General features: G+C 66.5%; 15 protein-coding genes. 12 read left to right on the top strand and 3 right to left on the bottom strand.

The window, feature by feature from the left end; translation table 11 throughout:
* The first annotated feature begins 21 nt into the window (after positions 1-21).
* Positions 22-3,972: a DNA-directed RNA polymerase subunit beta' gene (locus ACZYZ9_RS08420; protein ID WP_463825779.1), complete on the top strand. Its 3,951-nt coding sequence runs from the start codon at positions 22-24 to the stop codon at positions 3,970-3,972.
* Between the two features lie 152 nt (positions 3,973-4,124).
* Positions 4,125-5,003: a hypothetical protein gene (locus tag ACZYZ9_RS08425; RefSeq protein ID WP_463825780.1), complete on the top strand. Its 879-nt coding sequence runs from the start codon at positions 4,125-4,127 to the stop codon at positions 5,001-5,003.
* A 41-nt stretch (positions 5,004-5,044) separates the two neighbouring features.
* On the opposite strand, the gene ACZYZ9_RS08430 is transcribed toward ACZYZ9_RS08425, so the two are convergent.
* On the bottom strand, positions 5,045-6,952 hold the full coding sequence (locus ACZYZ9_RS08430) for a neutral ceramidase (RefSeq protein ID WP_463825781.1): 1,908 nt from the start codon (positions 6,950-6,952) through the stop codon (positions 5,045-5,047).
* Positions 6,953-7,002: 50 nt separating this feature from the next.
* Between ACZYZ9_RS08430 and ACZYZ9_RS08435 the strand changes: the two genes are divergently transcribed.
* The 5 genes from ACZYZ9_RS08435 to ACZYZ9_RS08455 are packed head-to-tail and all read left to right on the top strand — an operon-like array spanning position 7,003 to position 11,889.
* Positions 7,003-7,758: a deoxyribonuclease IV gene (locus ACZYZ9_RS08435; protein WP_463825782.1), complete on the top strand. Its 756-nt coding sequence runs from the start codon at positions 7,003-7,005 to the stop codon at positions 7,756-7,758.
* 50 nt (positions 7,759-7,808) lie between these two features.
* Complete coding sequence (locus ACZYZ9_RS08440; RefSeq protein WP_463825783.1) at positions 7,809-9,437, top strand: acyl-CoA dehydrogenase family protein; 1,629 nt, start codon at positions 7,809-7,811, stop codon at positions 9,435-9,437.
* A 28-nt stretch (positions 9,438-9,465) separates the two neighbouring features.
* On the top strand, positions 9,466-10,404 hold the full coding sequence (locus tag ACZYZ9_RS08445) for a crotonase/enoyl-CoA hydratase family protein (RefSeq protein WP_463825784.1): 939 nt from the start codon (positions 9,466-9,468) through the stop codon (positions 10,402-10,404).
* Between the two features lie 4 nt (positions 10,405-10,408).
* Positions 10,409-11,131, top strand: a complete 723-nt coding sequence (locus ACZYZ9_RS08450; protein ID WP_463825785.1) for a PaaX family transcriptional regulator C-terminal domain-containing protein — start codon at positions 10,409-10,411, stop codon at positions 11,129-11,131.
* Positions 11,128-11,889: a crotonase/enoyl-CoA hydratase family protein gene (locus ACZYZ9_RS08455; RefSeq protein WP_463825786.1), complete on the top strand. Its 762-nt coding sequence runs from the start codon at positions 11,128-11,130 to the stop codon at positions 11,887-11,889. The genes ACZYZ9_RS08450 and ACZYZ9_RS08455 overlap by 4 nt, the downstream gene beginning before the upstream one ends.
* A 120-nt stretch (positions 11,890-12,009) precedes the next feature.
* On the opposite strand, the gene ACZYZ9_RS08460 is transcribed toward ACZYZ9_RS08455, so the two are convergent.
* Together ACZYZ9_RS08460 and ACZYZ9_RS08465 are read right to left on the bottom strand one after the other, a co-directional pair.
* Positions 12,010-12,516 carry a DUF3060 domain-containing protein gene (locus tag ACZYZ9_RS08460; protein ID WP_463825787.1) on the bottom strand — a complete coding sequence of 169 codons (507 nt, stop codon included), beginning with the start codon at positions 12,514-12,516 and terminating at the stop codon, positions 12,010-12,012.
* 34 nt (positions 12,517-12,550) lie between these two features.
* Entirely contained in the window at positions 12,551-12,868 is a 318-nt protein-coding gene (locus ACZYZ9_RS08465; RefSeq protein ID WP_463825984.1) for a DUF3060 domain-containing protein, read from the bottom strand.
* Positions 12,869-13,078: 210 nt separating this feature from the next.
* On the opposite strand from ACZYZ9_RS08465, the gene ACZYZ9_RS08470 reads away from it, so the two are divergent.
* The 5 genes from ACZYZ9_RS08470 (at position 13,079) to tuf (ending at position 18,298) form a co-directional block, all read left to right on the top strand.
* Entirely contained in the window at positions 13,079-13,729 is a 651-nt protein-coding gene (locus tag ACZYZ9_RS08470) for a TetR/AcrR family transcriptional regulator (RefSeq protein WP_463825788.1), read from the top strand.
* Between the two features lie 246 nt (positions 13,730-13,975).
* Positions 13,976-14,350 carry a 30S ribosomal protein S12 gene (rpsL, locus tag ACZYZ9_RS08475; protein WP_055578870.1) on the top strand — a complete coding sequence of 125 codons (375 nt, stop codon included), beginning with the start codon at positions 13,976-13,978 and terminating at the stop codon, positions 14,348-14,350.
* Complete coding sequence (gene rpsG, locus ACZYZ9_RS08480; protein WP_065159461.1) at positions 14,350-14,820, top strand: 30S ribosomal protein S7; 471 nt, start codon at positions 14,350-14,352, stop codon at positions 14,818-14,820. The genes rpsL and rpsG overlap by 1 nt, the downstream gene beginning before the upstream one ends.
* Positions 14,821-14,892: 72 nt before the next feature.
* Positions 14,893-16,998 (top strand): elongation factor G, encoded by a 2,106-nt coding sequence (fusA, locus tag ACZYZ9_RS08485; RefSeq protein WP_463825789.1) that lies wholly within the window; start codon positions 14,893-14,895, stop codon positions 16,996-16,998.
* A 109-nt stretch (positions 16,999-17,107) separates the two neighbouring features.
* Positions 17,108-18,298, top strand: a complete 1,191-nt coding sequence (tuf, locus tag ACZYZ9_RS08490; protein ID WP_463825790.1) for an elongation factor Tu — start codon at positions 17,108-17,110, stop codon at positions 18,296-18,298.
* Positions 18,299-18,350: the final 52 nt, after the last annotated feature.

The raw sequence follows: 18,350 nt of genomic DNA on the forward strand, positions 1-18,350 counted from the left end.
CGCAAGGGGAAAGGGAGTTACGTGTTAGACGTCAACTTCTTCGATGAACTCCGCATCGGCCTGGCCACCGCGGAAGACATCCGTCAGTGGTCCTACGGCGAGGTCAAGAAGCCGGAGACCATCAACTACCGCACGCTCAAGCCGGAGAAGGACGGCCTGTTCTGCGAGAAGATCTTCGGACCGACTCGCGACTGGGAGTGCTACTGCGGCAAGTACAAGCGGGTGCGCTTCAAGGGCATCATCTGTGAGCGCTGCGGCGTCGAGGTGACCCGTGCCAAGGTGCGTCGGGAGCGGATGGGCCACATCGAGCTGGCCGCGCCGGTCACCCACATCTGGTACTTCAAGGGCGTGCCCTCGCGCCTGGGGTACCTGCTGGACCTGGCGCCTAAGGATCTCGAGAAGATCATCTACTTCGCGGCCTACGTGATCACCGCGGTCGACGACGAGATGCGGCATAACGAGCTGTCCACGCTCGAAGCCGAGATGGTGGTGGAGCGCAAGGCCGTCGAGGACCAGCGCGACGCCGACCTCGAGGCCCGGGCGCAGAAGCTCGAGGCCGACCTGGCCGAACTGGAGGCTGAGGGCGCCAAAGCCGACGCCAAGCGCAAGGTCCGTGACGGCGGCGAGCGTGAGATGCGTCAGCTGCGCGACCGCGCCCAGCGTGAGCTGGACCGGCTCGAGGACATCTGGTCGACGTTCACCAAGCTGGCTCCCAAGCAGCTGATCGTCGACGAGAACCTCTACCGCGAGCTGCAGGACCGCTACGGCGAATACTTCACCGGCGCCATGGGTGCGGAGTCGATCCAGAAGCTGATCGAGAACTTCGACATCGACGCCGAGGCCGACATCCTGCGGGACGTGATCCGAAACGGCAAGGGGCAGAAGAAGCTTCGTGCCCTCAAGCGGCTGAAGGTGGTTGCCGCCTTCCAGCAGTCGGGCAACTCGCCGATGGGCATGGTGCTCGACGCCGTCCCGGTCATCCCGCCGGAACTTCGCCCGATGGTGCAGCTCGACGGTGGCCGGTTCGCCACGTCGGACCTCAACGACCTGTACCGCCGGGTGATCAACCGCAACAACCGGTTGAAGCGACTGATCGACCTGGGTGCGCCAGAGATCATCGTCAACAACGAGAAGCGGATGCTGCAGGAGTCCGTCGACGCGTTGTTCGACAACGGCCGTCGTGGCCGTCCGGTCACCGGGCCGGGCAACCGCCCGCTGAAGTCGTTGAGCGATCTGCTCAAGGGCAAGCAGGGCCGGTTCCGGCAGAACCTGCTCGGCAAGCGCGTCGACTACTCGGGCCGTTCGGTCATCGTGGTCGGTCCGCAGCTCAAGCTGCACCAGTGCGGCCTGCCCAAGCTGATGGCGCTGGAGCTGTTCAAGCCGTTCGTGATGAAGCGACTGGTCGACCTCAACCACGCGCAGAACATCAAGAGCGCCAAGCGGATGGTGGAGCGGCAGCGTCCGCAGGTGTGGGATGTCCTGGAAGAGGTCATCGCCGAGCACCCGGTGCTGCTGAACCGCGCACCCACCCTGCACCGGTTGGGCATCCAGGCCTTCGAGCCGATGTTGGTGGAAGGCAAGGCAATTCAGCTGCACCCGTTGGTGTGTGAGGCGTTCAACGCCGACTTCGACGGTGACCAGATGGCCGTGCACCTGCCGCTCTCGGCGGAGGCACAGGCCGAGGCCCGCATCCTGATGCTGTCGTCGAACAACATCCTGTCCCCGGCGTCCGGCCGCCCGCTGGCCATGCCGCGACTGGACATGGTGACCGGGTTGTACTACCTGACCACCGAGGTCGAGGGCGGCAAGGGCGAGTACCGCCCGGCCAATGGCGACAGCCCCGAGTCGGGCGTCTACTCCTCGCCCGCCGAGGCGATCATGGCCGCCGACCGCGGTGTGCTCTCGGTGCGGGCCAAGATCAAGGTGCGGCTGACCCAGCTGCGGCCGCCGGCCGACATCGAGGCGGAGCGGTTCGGGGCCAACGGATGGCGCCCCGGCGACGCCTGGGTGGCCGAGACCACGCTGGGTCGGGTGCTGTTCAACGAGTTGCTGCCGCTGGGCTATTCGTTCGTGAACAAGCAGATGCACAAGAAGGTGCAGGCGGCGATCATCAACGATCTGGCCGAGCGTTACCCGATGATCGTGGTCGCGCAGACCGTCGACAAGCTCAAGGACGCCGGTTTCTACTGGGCGACCCGCAGCGGTGTGACGGTCTCGATGGCCGACGTGCTGGTGCCGCCGCGGAAGAAGGAGATCCTCGACAACTACGAGGAACGTGCGGAGAAGGTCGAAAAGCAGTTCCAGCGTGGCGCTCTGAACCACGACGAGCGCAACGAGGCACTGGTGGAGATCTGGAAGGAGGCCACCGACGAGGTCGGTCAGGCGCTCCGCGAGCACTATCCGCCGGACAACCCGATCATCACCATCGTCGAGTCCGGCGCCACCGGTAACTTCACCCAGACCCGGACGCTGGCCGGCATGAAGGGGCTGGTGACCAACCCGAAGGGTGAGTTCATCCCGCGTCCGATCAAGTCCTCGTTCCGCGAGGGCCTGACCGTGCTGGAGTACTTCATCAACACCCACGGTGCTCGAAAGGGCTTGGCGGACACCGCGTTGCGTACCGCCGACTCCGGTTACCTGACCCGTCGTCTGGTGGACGTGAGCCAGGACGTCATCGTCCGCGAACACGACTGCCAGACCGAGCGTGGCATCCTCGTCGAGCTGGCCGAGCGTCAGCCGGACGGCACCCTGATCCGCGACCCGTACATCGAGACCTCGGCGTACGCACGGACGCTGGGCGCCGACGCGGTGGACGAGGCCGGCAACGTCGTGGTCGCGCGCGGTGAGGACCTGGGCGACCCGTCGATCGACGCGCTGCTGGCCGCGGGGATCACGCAGATCAAGGTGCGTTCGGTGCTGACCTGCACCACCGGCACCGGCGTCTGCGCGACCTGCTACGGACGGTCCATGGCGACCGGCAAGCTGGTCGACATCGGTGAAGCCGTCGGTATCGTGGCTGCGCAGTCCATCGGTGAGCCGGGCACGCAGCTGACCATGCGTACCTTCCACCAAGGTGGTGTGGGTGAGGACATCACCGGCGGTCTGCCGCGGGTCCAGGAGCTGTTCGAGGCCCGCATCCCGCGCGGTAAGGCGCCCATCGCCGACGTCACCGGCCGGGTGCGCCTCGAGGAGGGTGAGCGCTTCTACAAGATCACCATCGTGCCCGACGACGGCGGCGAGGAAGTGGTCTACGACAAGCTCTCCAAGCGGCAACGTCTGCGGGTGTTCAAGCACGAGGACGGTTCCGAGCGCGTGTTGTCCGACGGCGACCACGTCGAGGTCGGCCAGCAGCTGATGGAAGGCTCGGCCGACCCGCACGAGGTACTGCGCGTGCAGGGCCCGCGTGAGGTGCAGATCCACCTCGTCCGGGAGACCCAGGAGGTCTACCGGGCGCAGGGTGTGTCGATCCACGACAAGCACATCGAGGTGATCGTGCGGCAGATGCTGCGCCGCGTCACCATCATCGACTCGGGCTCGACGGAGTTCCTGCCGGGTTCGCTGATCGATCGTGCCGAGTTCGAGGCGTCCAACCGCCGGGTGGTGGCCGAGGGCGGCGAGCCCGCCGCCGGGCGTCCGGTGCTGATGGGTATCACGAAGGCGTCGCTGGCCACCGACTCGTGGCTGTCGGCGGCGTCGTTCCAGGAGACCACCCGCGTGCTGACCGATGCGGCGATCAACTGCCGCAGCGACAAGCTGCAGGGTCTGAAGGAGAACGTGATCATCGGAAAGCTGATCCCGGCCGGTACCGGCATCAACCGGTACCGCAACATCCAGGTGCAGCCCACCGAGGAGGCCCGGGCTGCGGCGTACACGATCCCGTCCTACGAGGATCAGTACTATAGCCCGGACTTCGGCCAGGCCACCGGCGCCGCGGTGCCGCTGGACGACTACGGATACTCCGACTACCGGTAGCGTTTCGTAGCGCGAGCAGACGCAAAAGCCCCCAAATCTCAAGGGATTTGGGGGCTTTTGCGTCTGCTCGCACATCCTCACCCGCGCGCCTATCCACATATGGCGCATCGCTGCCTAGCTATATGGACCGGTTTGGCTTCATCGTCTGGTTCATGGACATCGAGACCACGCTGCCGCGTGGCGAATTTGCGACCACCGCCCAACTCCTCACCGTCATGACCCGCAAGCGGTTGGCAGGACTTGTTCAGGCAGGCAAGCTCATTCGGGTCTGCCATGGCGTCTACGGGCACGCCGAACCAGACGTGCTGGGAAAGCTCGCAGCACTCGACGTGCTGGCTCGTGAGCAGATTGTCGCTTGCATGGGTACCGCCGCTGCCCTCTACGGATTCGACACGGAGAACACCTCGCGGCTACACATCCTTGATCCTGGTGTGCGCATGCGACCGACGAAGGGTCTGATGGTGCACCAGCGCATCGGTGCGCCGCTACGACGGGTTCAGGGCCGACTGGCGACCGCCCCAGCGTGGACGGCGATTGAGGTCGCACGGAGTTTGAGGTGGCCGCGCAGCCTGGCCACGCTGGACGCGGCGTTGCACATTCAGGCGTGCACCAAAGGGGAACTCGACGCAGTCATCCGGGAGCACAAGGGCCGGCGCGGCATCGTCAAGGTGCGGGAGCTGATCGGCTGCGCCGACCGACGGCCCGAGTCGCCGATGGAGAGCGAGGCGCGACTCGTGTTCATCGATAACAAACTGCCGATGCCGCAGCTCCAGTACAGCATCGTGGACCGGTACGGGAAGGTCTGGCGCGTCGATTTTGCCTGGCCGGATGTCATGCTGGCTGCGGAGTACGACAGCGTGCAGTGGCATCTGGGGCGTGACGCGTTACTGCATGATCGGTTGAAGACCGCGCGGCTGCAGGAATGCGGCTGGTTGTCGGTTCCGTTCACGGTCAACGACGTCCGCGGTGACCCAGTTGGGCTCGCCGAGCGCCTCGAGTACCACCTGGCGAGCAGACGCAAAAGCCCCTAATCAGCAAGGGATTTGGGGGCTTTTACGTCTGCTCGCCAACCTCAGGCGACGGTGAACTCCTGCGTCGAGGTGACGAATGGTTCGAGCCGGCCGCGGGTGTCCCGGGTGGTGTAGTGGTGCACGATGCGGTACTGCCCGGGTACCGCATCGCCGGGGATGTCCCAGCGGATGTGCACCCGCGACCCGGCCCGACCCTCGCGCTGCCACCGAAAGGTGGTCGACCAGTCGCCGTCGTCGGCGACCCGCACCCACCGATCTCCTTCGACGCGCACCACTTCGAGGAAAGTCCGGGTGCGGTGCAGATCGTTGTTCGGGTACGCGCTGACGAACGTCGCTTCCACCGCCTCGCCACGGCGGTGCGGGCCGCCCGGCCCGGCCAGGACCGCTCCGAACGAGCCGCGGTCGGCGGGCGGGCTGCGCAGCCAACTGCGCGGCCGGTGGGCCGGCGGCCCGGGTGCGGGTGGCACCGGCCGGCCGTCCCGCATCGCCTCGGCGAGTCCGGCGGCGGTCTGCATCAACGCCGGCAGCTCCCACCGCCCGAACAGGGTGCTGCCGCCCTCGTATCGCTGTTCGAGATACTCCTCCGGGGTGGTCACGTAGTGGATGTACGCATTCGAATAACCCACGCACAGCACGTCATTGAGCTCGGCGCCGACGATCGCGGCCACGGTACGGCGCAACCGCAGTCCCGCGACGATGGTCGGTTCACCCGGAATGCAGAGCAGATACAGCCGGCCGATCCGTACCAGGTGGACGGGCACCACTTCCTGGATGAACGGTTGCAACCGGTTCAGCAACCGCACCGGCACCACCAGGCCCTTGGGTTTCTGCACCGAACGGGCCGGCCCGACAACCCGGTAGAAGATTCGGGAAATGCTGTCCCAGAACGGGTTTTGCCCCTGACGGAAGCCGCGGAAGCCTTCGCCCTCGTCCGTGCCGGCGAACATCGAGGCGGCGATCATCGGCCGCCCGGTACGGTGTTCGCGACCGTCCGGCGTGTATTCCCCGCGCACCCGCACGGCACTGAGGTCGAGGTAGGTGAACCGCGATTCGACCCCGGTGCCGATCGGCGTCCCGGTGTCCAATTGCGCTACGGCATCGGCGAATTGGGCCAGCCCGATCTGTCGGGTCTGGTCCCGCTCCGCGTCGGCGGTGCCCGGCCCGTAGCCGATGGGTCCCGCCACGTGGGGGCTCATGTCACCGGGGTTGGTCTGGGCGAATGCGGAGATGAAGCCGGGCTGTCCGGCCAGGTAGTCCGCACCGCACCGGACGCGCTCCCAGTGGTAGGCGGCGAAACCCTTGTTGTCCCCGGAGATCAGCAGGTTGCGGTTGGTCATGCTGGTGCCATGGGTGGCGAAGAAGTGGATGGCGCCCACCGGGCCGGTGCCGCGGTCGATACGCACCAGGGTGGTCAGAGGGTCGATTCGGTCGGGGTAAAACACTCTGTCCGCCAACGGGTTACGGTCGAAGGCCGACGGCGAACGATTCCGGCTGGCGTCGTGCAACTCGCCGTGGGACAGCATCACCTCGGCAGGTGCCAGGTCGTCGTGGGCGTACCGGACCGATTCGACGATGCCGTCGACGATCGCGCCGAACGTCGCGGGCCGAAACCCACTGGTGGACAGGTTGTATAGCAGGTGCCCGCAGTATCCGCCGGGGCCGGCGTGGGTGTGGGTGGCGGTGATGACGGTGTTCTGGGCGCAGTAGGTGTCGCCGTAGGACGTGGCCAGGCGGCGCAGCACCTCGTCGGTCACGTTCTGCATCGGCAACGGCAGTTCGGCCACGACGAGCAAGACGCGGGCGCCGCCGTCGTCGAAGACGAATGCGCGCGATCGCAGTCGCAGGTGGATGCCTGCGGTGCGCTGTTCGACTTTGCCGTAGCCGAGCATGCCGCAGTCGGCCGCCTCGCCGGTGATGTCGGCGATGCCCCGTCCGACTGAAAGGCCCACGGATTCACACCTTAAGCGCCGGGCCTGCCGCAACTCACTAAACTGGCCAAGTGCTTATCGGTTCACATGTCCACCAGGACGATCCCCTGGCTGCGGCCGCTGCAGACGGCGCCGACGTGGTCCAGTTCTTCCTCGGGAACCCGCAGAGTTGGAAGAAGCCCAGGCCCCGTGCGGACGCCGACACGTTGAAAGCGGCCGGCATTCCGCTCTATGTGCACGCGCCGTATCTGATCAACGTGGCATCTGCCAACAACCGCATCCGGATCCCGTCGCGCAAGATCCTGCAGGACACCTGCGACGCCGCGGCGGCGATCAACGCGACGGCGGTGATCGTGCACGGCGGGCACGCGGACGACGACGACATGGCGGCCGGCTTCGAACGTTGGGCCAAGGCGCTCGACTACTTGGAAACCGACGTTCAGGTGCTGTTGGAGAACACCGCGGGCGGTGACCACGCGATGGCCCGTCACTTCGACACCATCGGCCGGTTGTGGGACCGCATCGGCGACAGCGGGATCGGCTTCTGCCTGGACACCTGCCATGCGTGGGCCGCAGGCGAGGCGCTGGTCGACTCGGTCCAGCGGATCAAGGCACTGACCGGTCGCATCGACCTGGTGCACTGCAACGACTCCCGGGACGCGGCCGGTTCCGGAGCCGACCGGCATGCCAACTTCGGCATGGGCCAGATCGACCCGGAGTTGCTCGTCGCCGTCGTCCGGGCCGCGGATGCGCCGGTGATCTGCGAGACGGCCGAGGAGGGCCGCAAGGACGACATCGCCTTTCTGCGGGACCGGATCGGTGACTGACCCGCATTACAAGTCTTGTGCGGTTGTCGGGAAACTGTAATATTGCGGTCATGCCCGATACGCACGTCGTGACCAATCAGGTCCCGCCCCTGGAGAACTACAACCCCGCATCCTCGCCGGTCCTGACCGAAGCCCTGATCCGCGAAGGGGGGCAGTGGGGCCTGGACGAGGTGAACGAACTGGGGGCGATTGCAGGCAGCCCGGAGGCGCAGCGCTGGGGTGAGCTGGCCGACCGCAACCGGCCCATCCTGCGTACCCATGACCGGGTGGGACACCGCGTCGACGAGGTGGAGTACGACCCCGCCTACCACGAGCTGATGCGCACCGCGATCGCGCACGGTCTGCACGGCGCCCCCTGGGCCGACGGCCGGCCCGGCGCCCACGTGGTGCGCGCGGCCAAGATGGCGGTGTGGAACGTCGAACCCGGCCACGTCTGCCCGATCTCGATGACCTACGCGGTGGTGCCGGCGCTGCGTTTCAATCCGGACCTGGCCGCCGTCTACGAACCGTTGCTGACCAGCCGCGTCTATGACCCGGAACTGAAACCGGTGACGACGAAAGCCGGTGTCACCGCGGGGATGTCGATGACCGAGAAGCAGGGTGGTTCCGACGTGCGGGCCGGTACCACCGAAGCCGTTCCTACCGGCTCCGGCACCTACCGCCTGCGCGGTCACAAGTGGTTCACCTCGGCGCCGATGTGCGACATCTTCCTGGTGCTCGCCCAGGCGCCGGGTGGGTTGTCGTGTTTCCTGCTGCCGCGCATCCTGCCCGACGGCACCCGCAACCGAATGTTGTTGCAACGGCTCAAGGACAAGCTCGGCAACCACGCGAACGCCTCCAGTGAGGTCGAATATGATGGCGCCACCGCCTGGCTGGTGGGCGAGGAGGGCCGCGGCGTGCCGACCATCATCGAGATGGTCAACCTCACCCGGTTGGACTGCACGCTGGGCAGCGCCACCAGCATGCGCACCGGGTTGACCCGCGCCATCTATCATGCACAACACCGAAAAGCGTTCGGCGCCTACCTGATTGACCAGCCGTTGATGCGCAACGTGCTGGCCGATCTCGCGGTGGAAGCCGAAGCCGCCACCATGGTGGCGATGCGGATGGCCGGTGCCACCGACAAGGCGGTCCACGGCGATCAGCGTGAGGCGCTGCTGCGCCGCATCGGGCTGGCGGCCAGCAAGTACTGGGTGTGCAAACGGTCCACGCCGCACGCTGCCGAGGCGCTGGAATGCCTGGGCGGCAACGGTTATGTCGAGGACTCCGGCATGCCCCGGTTGTACCGGGAAGCCCCGCTGATGGGCATCTGGGAGGGCTCGGGCAACGTCAGTGCGCTGGATACGTTACGCGCCATGGCAACTCGGCCCGAATCCGTCGAGGTGCTGTTCGACGAACTGGCCGGTACGGCCGGCCAGGACCCGCGGCAGGACGCGCACGTCGAGCGGTTACGCCGGCAACTGGGCGACCTGGACACGATCCAGTACCGGGCCCGCAAGGTCGCCGAGGACATCTGCCTGGCGCTGCAGGGTTCGCTGCTGGTGCGCCACGGACACCCCGCCGTCGCCGAGGCCTTCCTCGCCACCCGGCTCGGCGGTCAATGGGGTGGCGCTTTCGGCACCATGCCAACCGGGCTGGACCTGGCGCCCATCATCGAGCGTGCGCTGGTGAAGGGGTGACGCGCGTCGACGCCGGGGAGCGACGCACATGACCCACGCGATCAGGCCGGTCGACTTCGACCACCTCAAGACGATGACCTACGAGGTCACCGGCCGTATCGCCCGCATCACCTTCAACCGCCCGGAAAAGGGCAACGCGATCATCGCCGACACTCCGCTGGAACTCTCCGCGTGCGTGGAACGTGCCGACCTGGACCCGGACGTGCACGTGATCCTGGTGTCCGGGCGCGGTGAGGGATTCTGCGCCGGCTTCGACCTGTCCGCCTACGCGGACCGGACCGGCTCGGCGGGCGGCACCGGCGCGTATGACGGCACCGTGCTGGACGGTAAGACCCAGGGCGTCAATCACCTGCCCAATCAGCCCTGGGACCCGATGATCGACTACCAGATGATGAGCCGCTTCGTGCGCGGCTTCGCCAGCCTGATGCACGCCGACAAGCCCACGGTGGTCAAGATCCACGGTTACTGCGTGGCCGGTGGCACCGACATCGCGCTGCATGCCGACCAGGTGATCGCAGCCGCCGACGCCAAGATCGGCTACCCGCCGACCCGGGTCTGGGGAGTGCCGGCCGCGGGACTGTGGGCGCACCGACTGGGGGACCAGCGCGCCAAACGCCTACTGTTCACCGGCGACTGCATCACCGGCACGCAGGCCGCCGAGTGGGGTCTGGCGGTCGAGGCGCCCGCACCCGAGGATCTCGACGAGCGCACCGAGCGCCTGCTGGCCCGCATCGCCGCATTGCCGGTCAATCAGTTGATCATGATCAAGCTCGCGTTGAATGCGCCGCTGCTGCAGCAGGGTGTGGCCACCAGCAGGATGGTGAGTACCGTCTTCGACGGCGTCGCCCGGCACACACCCGAGGGGCATGCCTTCGTGGCAGACGCGGTCGAGCACGGTTTCCGCGAGGCGGTCAAACATCGCGACGAGCCATTCGGCGACTACGGCCGGCGCGCCTCCCAGGTTTGACGACATGCGCAGGATGACCGCCCGGTCGGTAGTGCTCAGCGTGCTGCTGGGTGCCCACCCGGCTTGGGCGAATGCCGGCGAATTGATCCGGCTGACAGCAGATTTCGGTATCAAGGAATCCACACTGCGGGTGGCCCTGACCCGCATGGTCAGCGCCGGCGACCTGATCCGGTCCGCCGACGGCTACCGGCTCTCGGATCGGCTGCTCGCCCGCCAGCGCCGCCAGGACGATGCCATCAATCCGCGCCGGCGGGACTGGGACGGCAGCTGGGCCATGCTGGTGGTCACCAGCGTCGGAACCGACGCGCCCACCCGTGCCTCGCTGCGGAACACTCTGCAGGACAAGCGTTTCGGCGAGTTGCGGGAGGGGGTCTGGATGCGTCCGGACAACGTCGTGGTCGACCTGGGCCCGGAGGTGGTCGAGCGGGTGCGGATGCTGACGGCCCGCGACGCCGACCCGCCCGGGTTGGCCGCAAAGTTGTGGGACCTGTCAGGGTGGGCGGTGCGGGGCCGCGAGCTGCTGGACGGCATGGCAGCCGCTGACATCCCGACCCGGTTCACCGTGGCCGCCGCGGTGGTGCGCCACCTGCTGACCGACCCGGTGCTGCCCGACGCGCTGCTGCCCGCCGACTGGCCGGGCGCCGCACTGCGCCACTCCTACCAGGACTTCGCCGCCGAATTGGTCGCGCGGCGCGACGGTGTCGAATTGACGGAGGCCCGACGATGAGCGGTGTGCGAGTGGAGAAGAGCGGGCCGGTGACGACGGTGATCATGAACCGGCCGCACGCCCGCAATGCCGTCGACGGCCCGACGGCGCTGGAGCTGCACGCCGCGTTCGACGACTTCGACAAAGATGAGACGGCGTCGGTCGCGGTGCTCTGGGGCGACAACGGAACCTTCTGTGCCGGTGCCGATCTCAAGGCGATCGGCACACCCGAGTCGAACCCGGTGCATCGCACCGGACCCGGCCCGATGGGTCCGAGCCGGATGGTGCTGTCCAAGCCGGTGATCGCCGCGGTCAGCGGGTTCGCGGTGGCGGGCGGCCTGGAGTTGGCGCTGTGGTGCGACCTGCGGGTGGTCGAAGAGGACGCGGTGTTCGGGGTGTTCTGCCGGCGGTGGGGTGTGCCGCTGATCGACGGCGGGACGGTGCGGCTGCCCAGGCTGATCGGCCACAGCCGCGCGATGGATCTGATCCTGACCGGCCGCGCCGTCGACGCCGAGGAGGCTCACGCGATCGGGCTGGCCAACCGCGTCGTCCCCACCGGCCAAGCGCGGCAACGCGCCGAGGAACTCGCTGCCGAGCTGGCGGCGCTGCCGCAGCAGTGCCTGCGGGCGGACCGGATGTCGGCGCTGGGTCAGTGGGGCATGACAGAGGCCGCGGCGATGGATGTCGAGTTCGGCAGCATGTCGCGGGTGGCGGCTGAAACATTGGACGGCGCAGCACGTTTCGCTGCCGGTGCGGGCCGGCACGGAGCCCGCGCCTAGCGTCGGAGGAGGGGGGACCGGTCGCCGGCGCTCTCCCAGCCAGGGTCGACGCCCGACGTACCGGTTCCAGTTCCGCATGCGCCGCGACGACCTGCAGCAGCCCGCGGTGTTCGGCGTAGGTCAGCCGCCCTTGGTCACTGTGTTGTTGGGGCCGATCTTGTTCACCTTCGGATCACCGTTCTTGTAGGTGACGGTGTTGTCCATCCCCAGCACCGTGATGCGGGTGTTGACCGTGTCGATGGTGATCTTGTTCTTGGTGCCACCGACGCTCACGGTCTCGCAGCTGCCGTTGACGGTCAGAGTGTTGTCCGAACCCGTCACGTTCAACGACTTGCCCTGCTCGCACGAGATGGTGGCGGTCTGCCCCATGTAGGCGTAGACGACCGTGTCACCCACCTCGACCGTCGTGCTCAGGGTGGGGTTCTCGTCGCTGGTGCTCTCCGCGGTACCGCTGCCCGACGAGCTCGACGAGGACTTGCTCGAGGACGACGACGCCGTACTGCCCCCCGGTGGGCTGGCGGTCGAACTGCACGCGACCAGCCCGCCGGCGGCCACGATGGCCAGCGCGCCTACCGCAGCGGCCGCCCGTGAAGCTCGAGAGGAGTTACCAAATGTATTGGCGCGCATAGTTACTCGATACCCTCCATGTTGAGGTCCCCGGTCAGGGACCGACCCGCTGAATTCGGTTGACCATGCCCAGCTCGCGGCCGCGGTCCCAGATGACCGGATCTCCGTTGTGATACAGCACCGTCCCGTCGTAGCCGTACACGGTGATGTCATTGATGACGGTGTCGGCGATGACCGTGTTGGACGTCCCCATCATCGTCACCGCCCAGCAGGTGCCCTTGGCGGTGACGATGTTCGACGTCCCGTTGACGATGAGCGTGGAATCGTTGCAGTCAATCGTGGTCTCCACGCCCTGCCCGGTGATGTGGGTGTCGCCGTTCTTGGCCTGCGCCGCCGGGGCGGTCACGGCCATGGTGGTGACGCAACATGCCAGCGCTGCGCCGGCGGCTGTCCATTTCACTGCGGCCCCCCTTCGTCGGGTGGGAGATGTGGGTCTGAGCCTACGGGCAACGGCCGCTCGGACGACAGACCCAACTGCTGTGCAGCGGGGGTTGGGCGGCCCGGTCAACTAGAGTCATTAGTTGACCCACACCGGTAGCTCCGATCGAAGGGCGAATTCGCCATGGCAGCTCAGCCCGATCCGCCGTCCGGTGGGCGCGCTCGCGGTGGGAGAACCGGGGCCCGCCAAGCAAAGCTCAGCCGCGACGGCATCGTCGAAGGCGCCCTGACGTTCCTGGACCGGGAGGGCTGGGATTCCCTGACCATCAACGCGCTGGCGACCCAGCTCGGGACCAAGGGTCCATCGTTGTACAACCACGTGGACAGCCTGGAGGATCTGCGCCGCGCGGTGCGCATCCGGGTCGTCGACGACATCATCACCATGCTGAATCGGGTCGGCGAGGGGCGCGCCCGCGATGATGCCGTTCTGGTCATGGCGGGCGCCTATCGCAGCTACGCCCACCACCACCCGGGGCGGTACTCGGCGTTCACCCGGATGCCCTTCGGCGGGGACGACCCCGAATATTCCGCCGCGACCAAGAATGCGGCCGGGCCGGTGATCGCGGTGTTGGCTTCCTACGGTTTGGAGGGCGACGAGGCGTTCTACGCGGCGCTGGAATTCTGGTCGGCGATGCACGGCTTCGTGCTGTTGGAGATGACCGGGGTGATGGACGACATCGACACCGACGCCGTGTTCACTGACATGGTGCTGCGGCTGGCGGCCGGCATGGACTCGCGCACCCCCCATTCCGGGGATCGCCGCCTGACCCGTTAGCCGTCGCCGTCGCTTTGACCTGCCAGACCGCTGGCGGGTAATGTGGTGGCTCGTGCCTGGCGGCTTACGGCGCCTGACGTAAGGGAACGAATGCCGGGCTAATTCGCATGTCCGCGCAGCATCGGAGTGCTTCCGGTGCTCGGCCGTATGCGACACGCCCGCACGCGGGGGGAGCGCGAGGTCCCCTTCGAGGGCATAACTGCAGTACAGAGACTTGACGTGAACGAGAACAGAGAAAGCCGGTAGATGCCAACCATTAATCAGCTGGTCCGCAAGGGTCGCCGTGACAAGGTCGCCAAGGTCAAGACCGCGGCCCTGAAGGGCAGCCCGCAGCGCCGCGGCGTGTGCACGCGTGTCTACACCACCACCCCGAAGAAGCCGAACTCGGCGCTTCGCAAGGTGGCGCGTGTGAAGCTGACGAGTCAGGTCGAGGTCACTGCCTACATCCCCGGCGAAGGCCACAACCTGCAGGAGCACTCGATGGTGCTGGTGCGTGGTGGACGTGTGAAGGACCTGCCCGGTGTTCGCTACAAGATCATCCGGGGGTCGCTGGACACTCAGGGCGTGAAGAACCGTAAGCAGGCGCGCAGCCGCTACGGCGCCAAGAAGGAGAAGAGCTGATGCCGCGCAAGGGCCCCGCACCCAAGCGCCCGCTGGTCAACGACCCGGTATACGGGTCGCAGCTGGTCACCCAGTTGGTGAACAAGGTGCTGATGCAGGGAAAGAAGTCGCTGGCCGAGCGCATCGTGTATGCGGCGCTCGAGCAGGCGCGCGACAAGACCGGCACCGATCCGGTCATCACCCTCAAGCGGGCACTCGACAACGTCAAGCCGGCCCTGGAGGTTCGTAGCCGCCGCGTCGGTGGTGCCACCTACCAGGTGCCGGTCGAGGTACGTCCGGACCGGTCCACCACGCTGGCGCTGCGCTGGCTGGTGAGCTTCTCGCGGCAGCGCCGGGAGAAGACCATGATCGAGCGGCTGGCCAACGAGATCCTGGACGCCTCCAACGGCCTCGGGGCCGCCGTCAAGCGGCGTGAGGACACCCACAAGATGGCCGAGGCGAACCGCGCCTTCGCGCACTATCGCTGGTGACAGCCACCAGCGGACACGCTGGGTGCAACCGATAGCGATTTTACTGAGCAACGAAAGAGTGGGAAGACTTCTGTGGCACAGAAGGACGTGCTGACCGACCTGACGAAGGTCCGCAATATCGGCATCATGGCGCACATCGACGCCGGCAAGACAACGACGACCGAGCGCATCCTCTACTACACCGGTATCAGCTACAAGATCGGTGAGGTGCACGACGGCGCCGCAACCATGGACTGGATGGAGCAGGAACAGGAGCGCGGCATCACCATCACGTCCGCAGCGACCACCTGCTTCTGGAACGACAACCAGATCAACATCATCGACACCCCGGGCCACGTCGACTTCACCGTCGAGGTGGAGCGTTCCCTCCGTGTTCTCGACGGTGCCGTGGCCGTTTTCGACGGCAAAGAGGGTGTCGAGCCGCAGTCCGAGCAGGTGTGGCGGCAGGCCGACAAGTACGACGTGCCGCGGATCTGCTTCGTCAACAAGATGGACAAGATCGGCGCCGACTTCTACTTCTCGGTCCGGACGATGGAAGAGCGCCTGGGCGCCAACGTCATCCCGATCCAGTTGCCCGTCGGGTCCGAAGGCGACTTCGAGGGCGTCGTCGACCTGGTCGAGATGAAGGCCAAGGTGTGGCGGGGCGAGACCAAGCTCGGTGAGACCTACGAGACTGTCGACATCCCCGGCGACCTTCAGGAGAGGGCCGACGAATACCGCACCAAGCTGATCGAGGCGGTCGCCGAGACCGACGAGACGCTGCTGGAGAAGTACCTCGGCGGCGAGGAGCTGTCGACCGCGGAGATCAAGGGTGCGCTGCGCAAGCTCACCATCAACTCCGAGGCCTACCTGGTGCTGTGCGGTAGCGCGTTCAAGAACAAGGGCGTGCAGCCCATGCTCGATGCCGTCATCGATTACCTGCCCTCCCCGCTCGACGTGCCGCCGGCGATCGGCCACCCGCCGGGCAAAGAGGACGAGGAGATCGTGCGCAAGCCGTCGACGGATGAGCCGTTCTCGGCGCTGGCGTTCAAGGTCGCCTCGCACCCGTTCTTCGGCAAGCTCACCTACGTCCGGGTGTACTCGGGCAAGGTCGACTCCGGCAGCCAGGTCATCAACGCCACCAAGGGCAAGAAGGAGCGGCTGGGCAAGCTGTTCCAGATGCACTCCAATAAGGAGAACCCGGTGGAGACCGCGTCGGCGGGTCACATCTACGCGGTGATCGGCCTGAAGGACACCACCACCGGTGACACCCTGAGCGACCCGAACAACCAGATCGTGCTGGAGTCGATGACCTTCCCCGATCCGGTGATCGAGGTGGCCATCGAGCCCAAGACCAAGAGCGACCAGGAGAAGTTGAGCCTGTCGATCCAGAAGCTCGCCGAAGAGGACCCCACCTTCAAGGTGCACCAGGACGCCGAGACGGGCCAGACCGTGATCGGCGGCATGGGCGAGCTGCACCTGGACATCCTGGTGGACCGGATGCGCCGCGAGTTCAAGGTCGAGGCGAACGTCGGCAAGCCGCAGGTGGCCTACAAGGAGACCATCAAGCGGACCGTGGAGAAGGTCGAGTTCACCCACAAGAAGCAGACCGGCGGCTCGGGCCAGTTCGCCAAGGTGCTCATTTCCCTCGAGCCCTTCACCAGCGAGGACGGCGCGACCTACGAGTTCGAGAGCAAGGTCACCGGTGGGCGCATCCCACGGGAATACATCCCGTCGGTGGACGCCGGCGCCCAGGACGCGATGCAGTACGGCGTGCTGGCCGGCTACCCGCTGGTGAACTTGAAGGTCACCCTGCTCGACGGCGCCTTCCACGAGGTCGACTCGTCGGAGATGGCGTTCAAGATCGCCGGTTCGCAGGTGCTGAAAAAGGCTGCGGCGCAAGCCCAGCCGGTGATCCTGGAACCGATCATGGCCGTCGAGGTCACCACCCCCGAGGACTACATGGGTGATGTGATCGGCGACCTGAACTCCCGCCGTGGTCAGATTCAGGCCATGGAGGAGCGGGCCGGTGCGCGCGTCGTGAGGGCGCACGTGCCGCTGTCGGAGATGTTCGGCTACGTCGGCGACCTGCGGTCCAAGACGCAAGGCCGGGCGAACTACTCCATGGTGTTCGACTCGTACGCCGAAGTGCCGGCGAACGTGTCGAAGGAAATAATCGCGAAGGCGACGGGGGAGTAGGCCCGGAGAAGCCTGCGAGTAGGCTGACGCGGTTAGCACCGCGGCAAGAACAAAACCAGAAAAATCAACACTGCTTTTTTAAGCACCAACAGTCCAGGAGGACACAGAAGTGGCGAAGGCGAAGTTCCAGCGGACCAAGCCGCACGTCAACATCGGGACCATCGGTCACGTTGACCACGGCAAGACCACCCTGACCGCGGCTATCACCAAGGTCCTGCACGACAAGTACCCCGACCTGAACGAGTCGAAGGCGTTCGACCAGATCGACAACGCCCCCGAGGAGCGTCAGCGCGGTATCACGATCAACATCGCGCACGTCGAGTACCAGACCGAGAAGCGTCACTACGCGCACGTCGACGCCCCCGGCCACGCCGACTACATCAAGAACATGATCACCGGTGCCGCCCAGATGGACGGCGCAATCCTGGTGGTCGCGGCGACCGACGGCCCGATGCCGCAGACCCGTGAGCACGTGCTGCTCGCCCGCCAGGTGGGTGTGCCCTACATCCTGGTCGCCCTGAACAAGTCCGACGCGGTGGACGACGAGGAGCTGCTCGAGCTCGTCGAGCTGGAGGTCCGCGAGTTGCTGGCCGCCCAGGAGTTCGACGAGGAGGCTCCGGTCGTGCGGGTTTCGGCGCTCAAGGCGCTCGAGGGCGACGCGAAGTGGGTCGAGTCCGTCGAGCAGCTGATGGACGCGGTCGACGAGTCCATCCCGGACCCGGTCCGCGACACCGACAAGCCGTTCCTGATGCCCGTCGAGGACGTCTTCACCATCACCGGCCGCGGCACCGTGGTCACCGGTCGTGTGGAGCGCGGTGTGGTCAACGTGAACGAGGAAGTCGAGATCGTCGGCATCAAGCCGACCAGCACCAAGACCACGGTCACCGGTGTGGAGATGTTCCGCAAGCTGCTCGACCAGGGCCAGGCCGGTGACAACGTCGGTCTGCTGCTGCGTGGTGTCAAGCGTGAAGACGTCGAGCGCGGCCAGGTCGTCATCAAGCCCGGCACCACCACGCCGCACACCGAGTTCGAGGGCCAGGTCTACATCCTGTCCAAGGACGAGGGCGGCCGGCACACGCCGTTCTTCAACAACTACCGTCCGCAGTTCTACTTCCGCACCACCGACGTGACCGGTGTGGTGACGCTGCCGGAGGGCACCGAAATGGTGATGCCCGGTGACAACACCAACATCTCGGTGAAGCTGATCCAGCCCGTCGCCATGGACGAGGGCCTGCGGTTCGCGATCCGGGAAGGTGGCCGCACCGTCGGCGCCGGCCGGGTCACCAACATCATCAAGTAATTTCTGACAGCGTTGCCCGGGCCACGCCCGGCCGCCAGACGCAAATGCCCCC

The organism is Mycobacterium sp. IDUB_28, assembly GCF_055419285.1.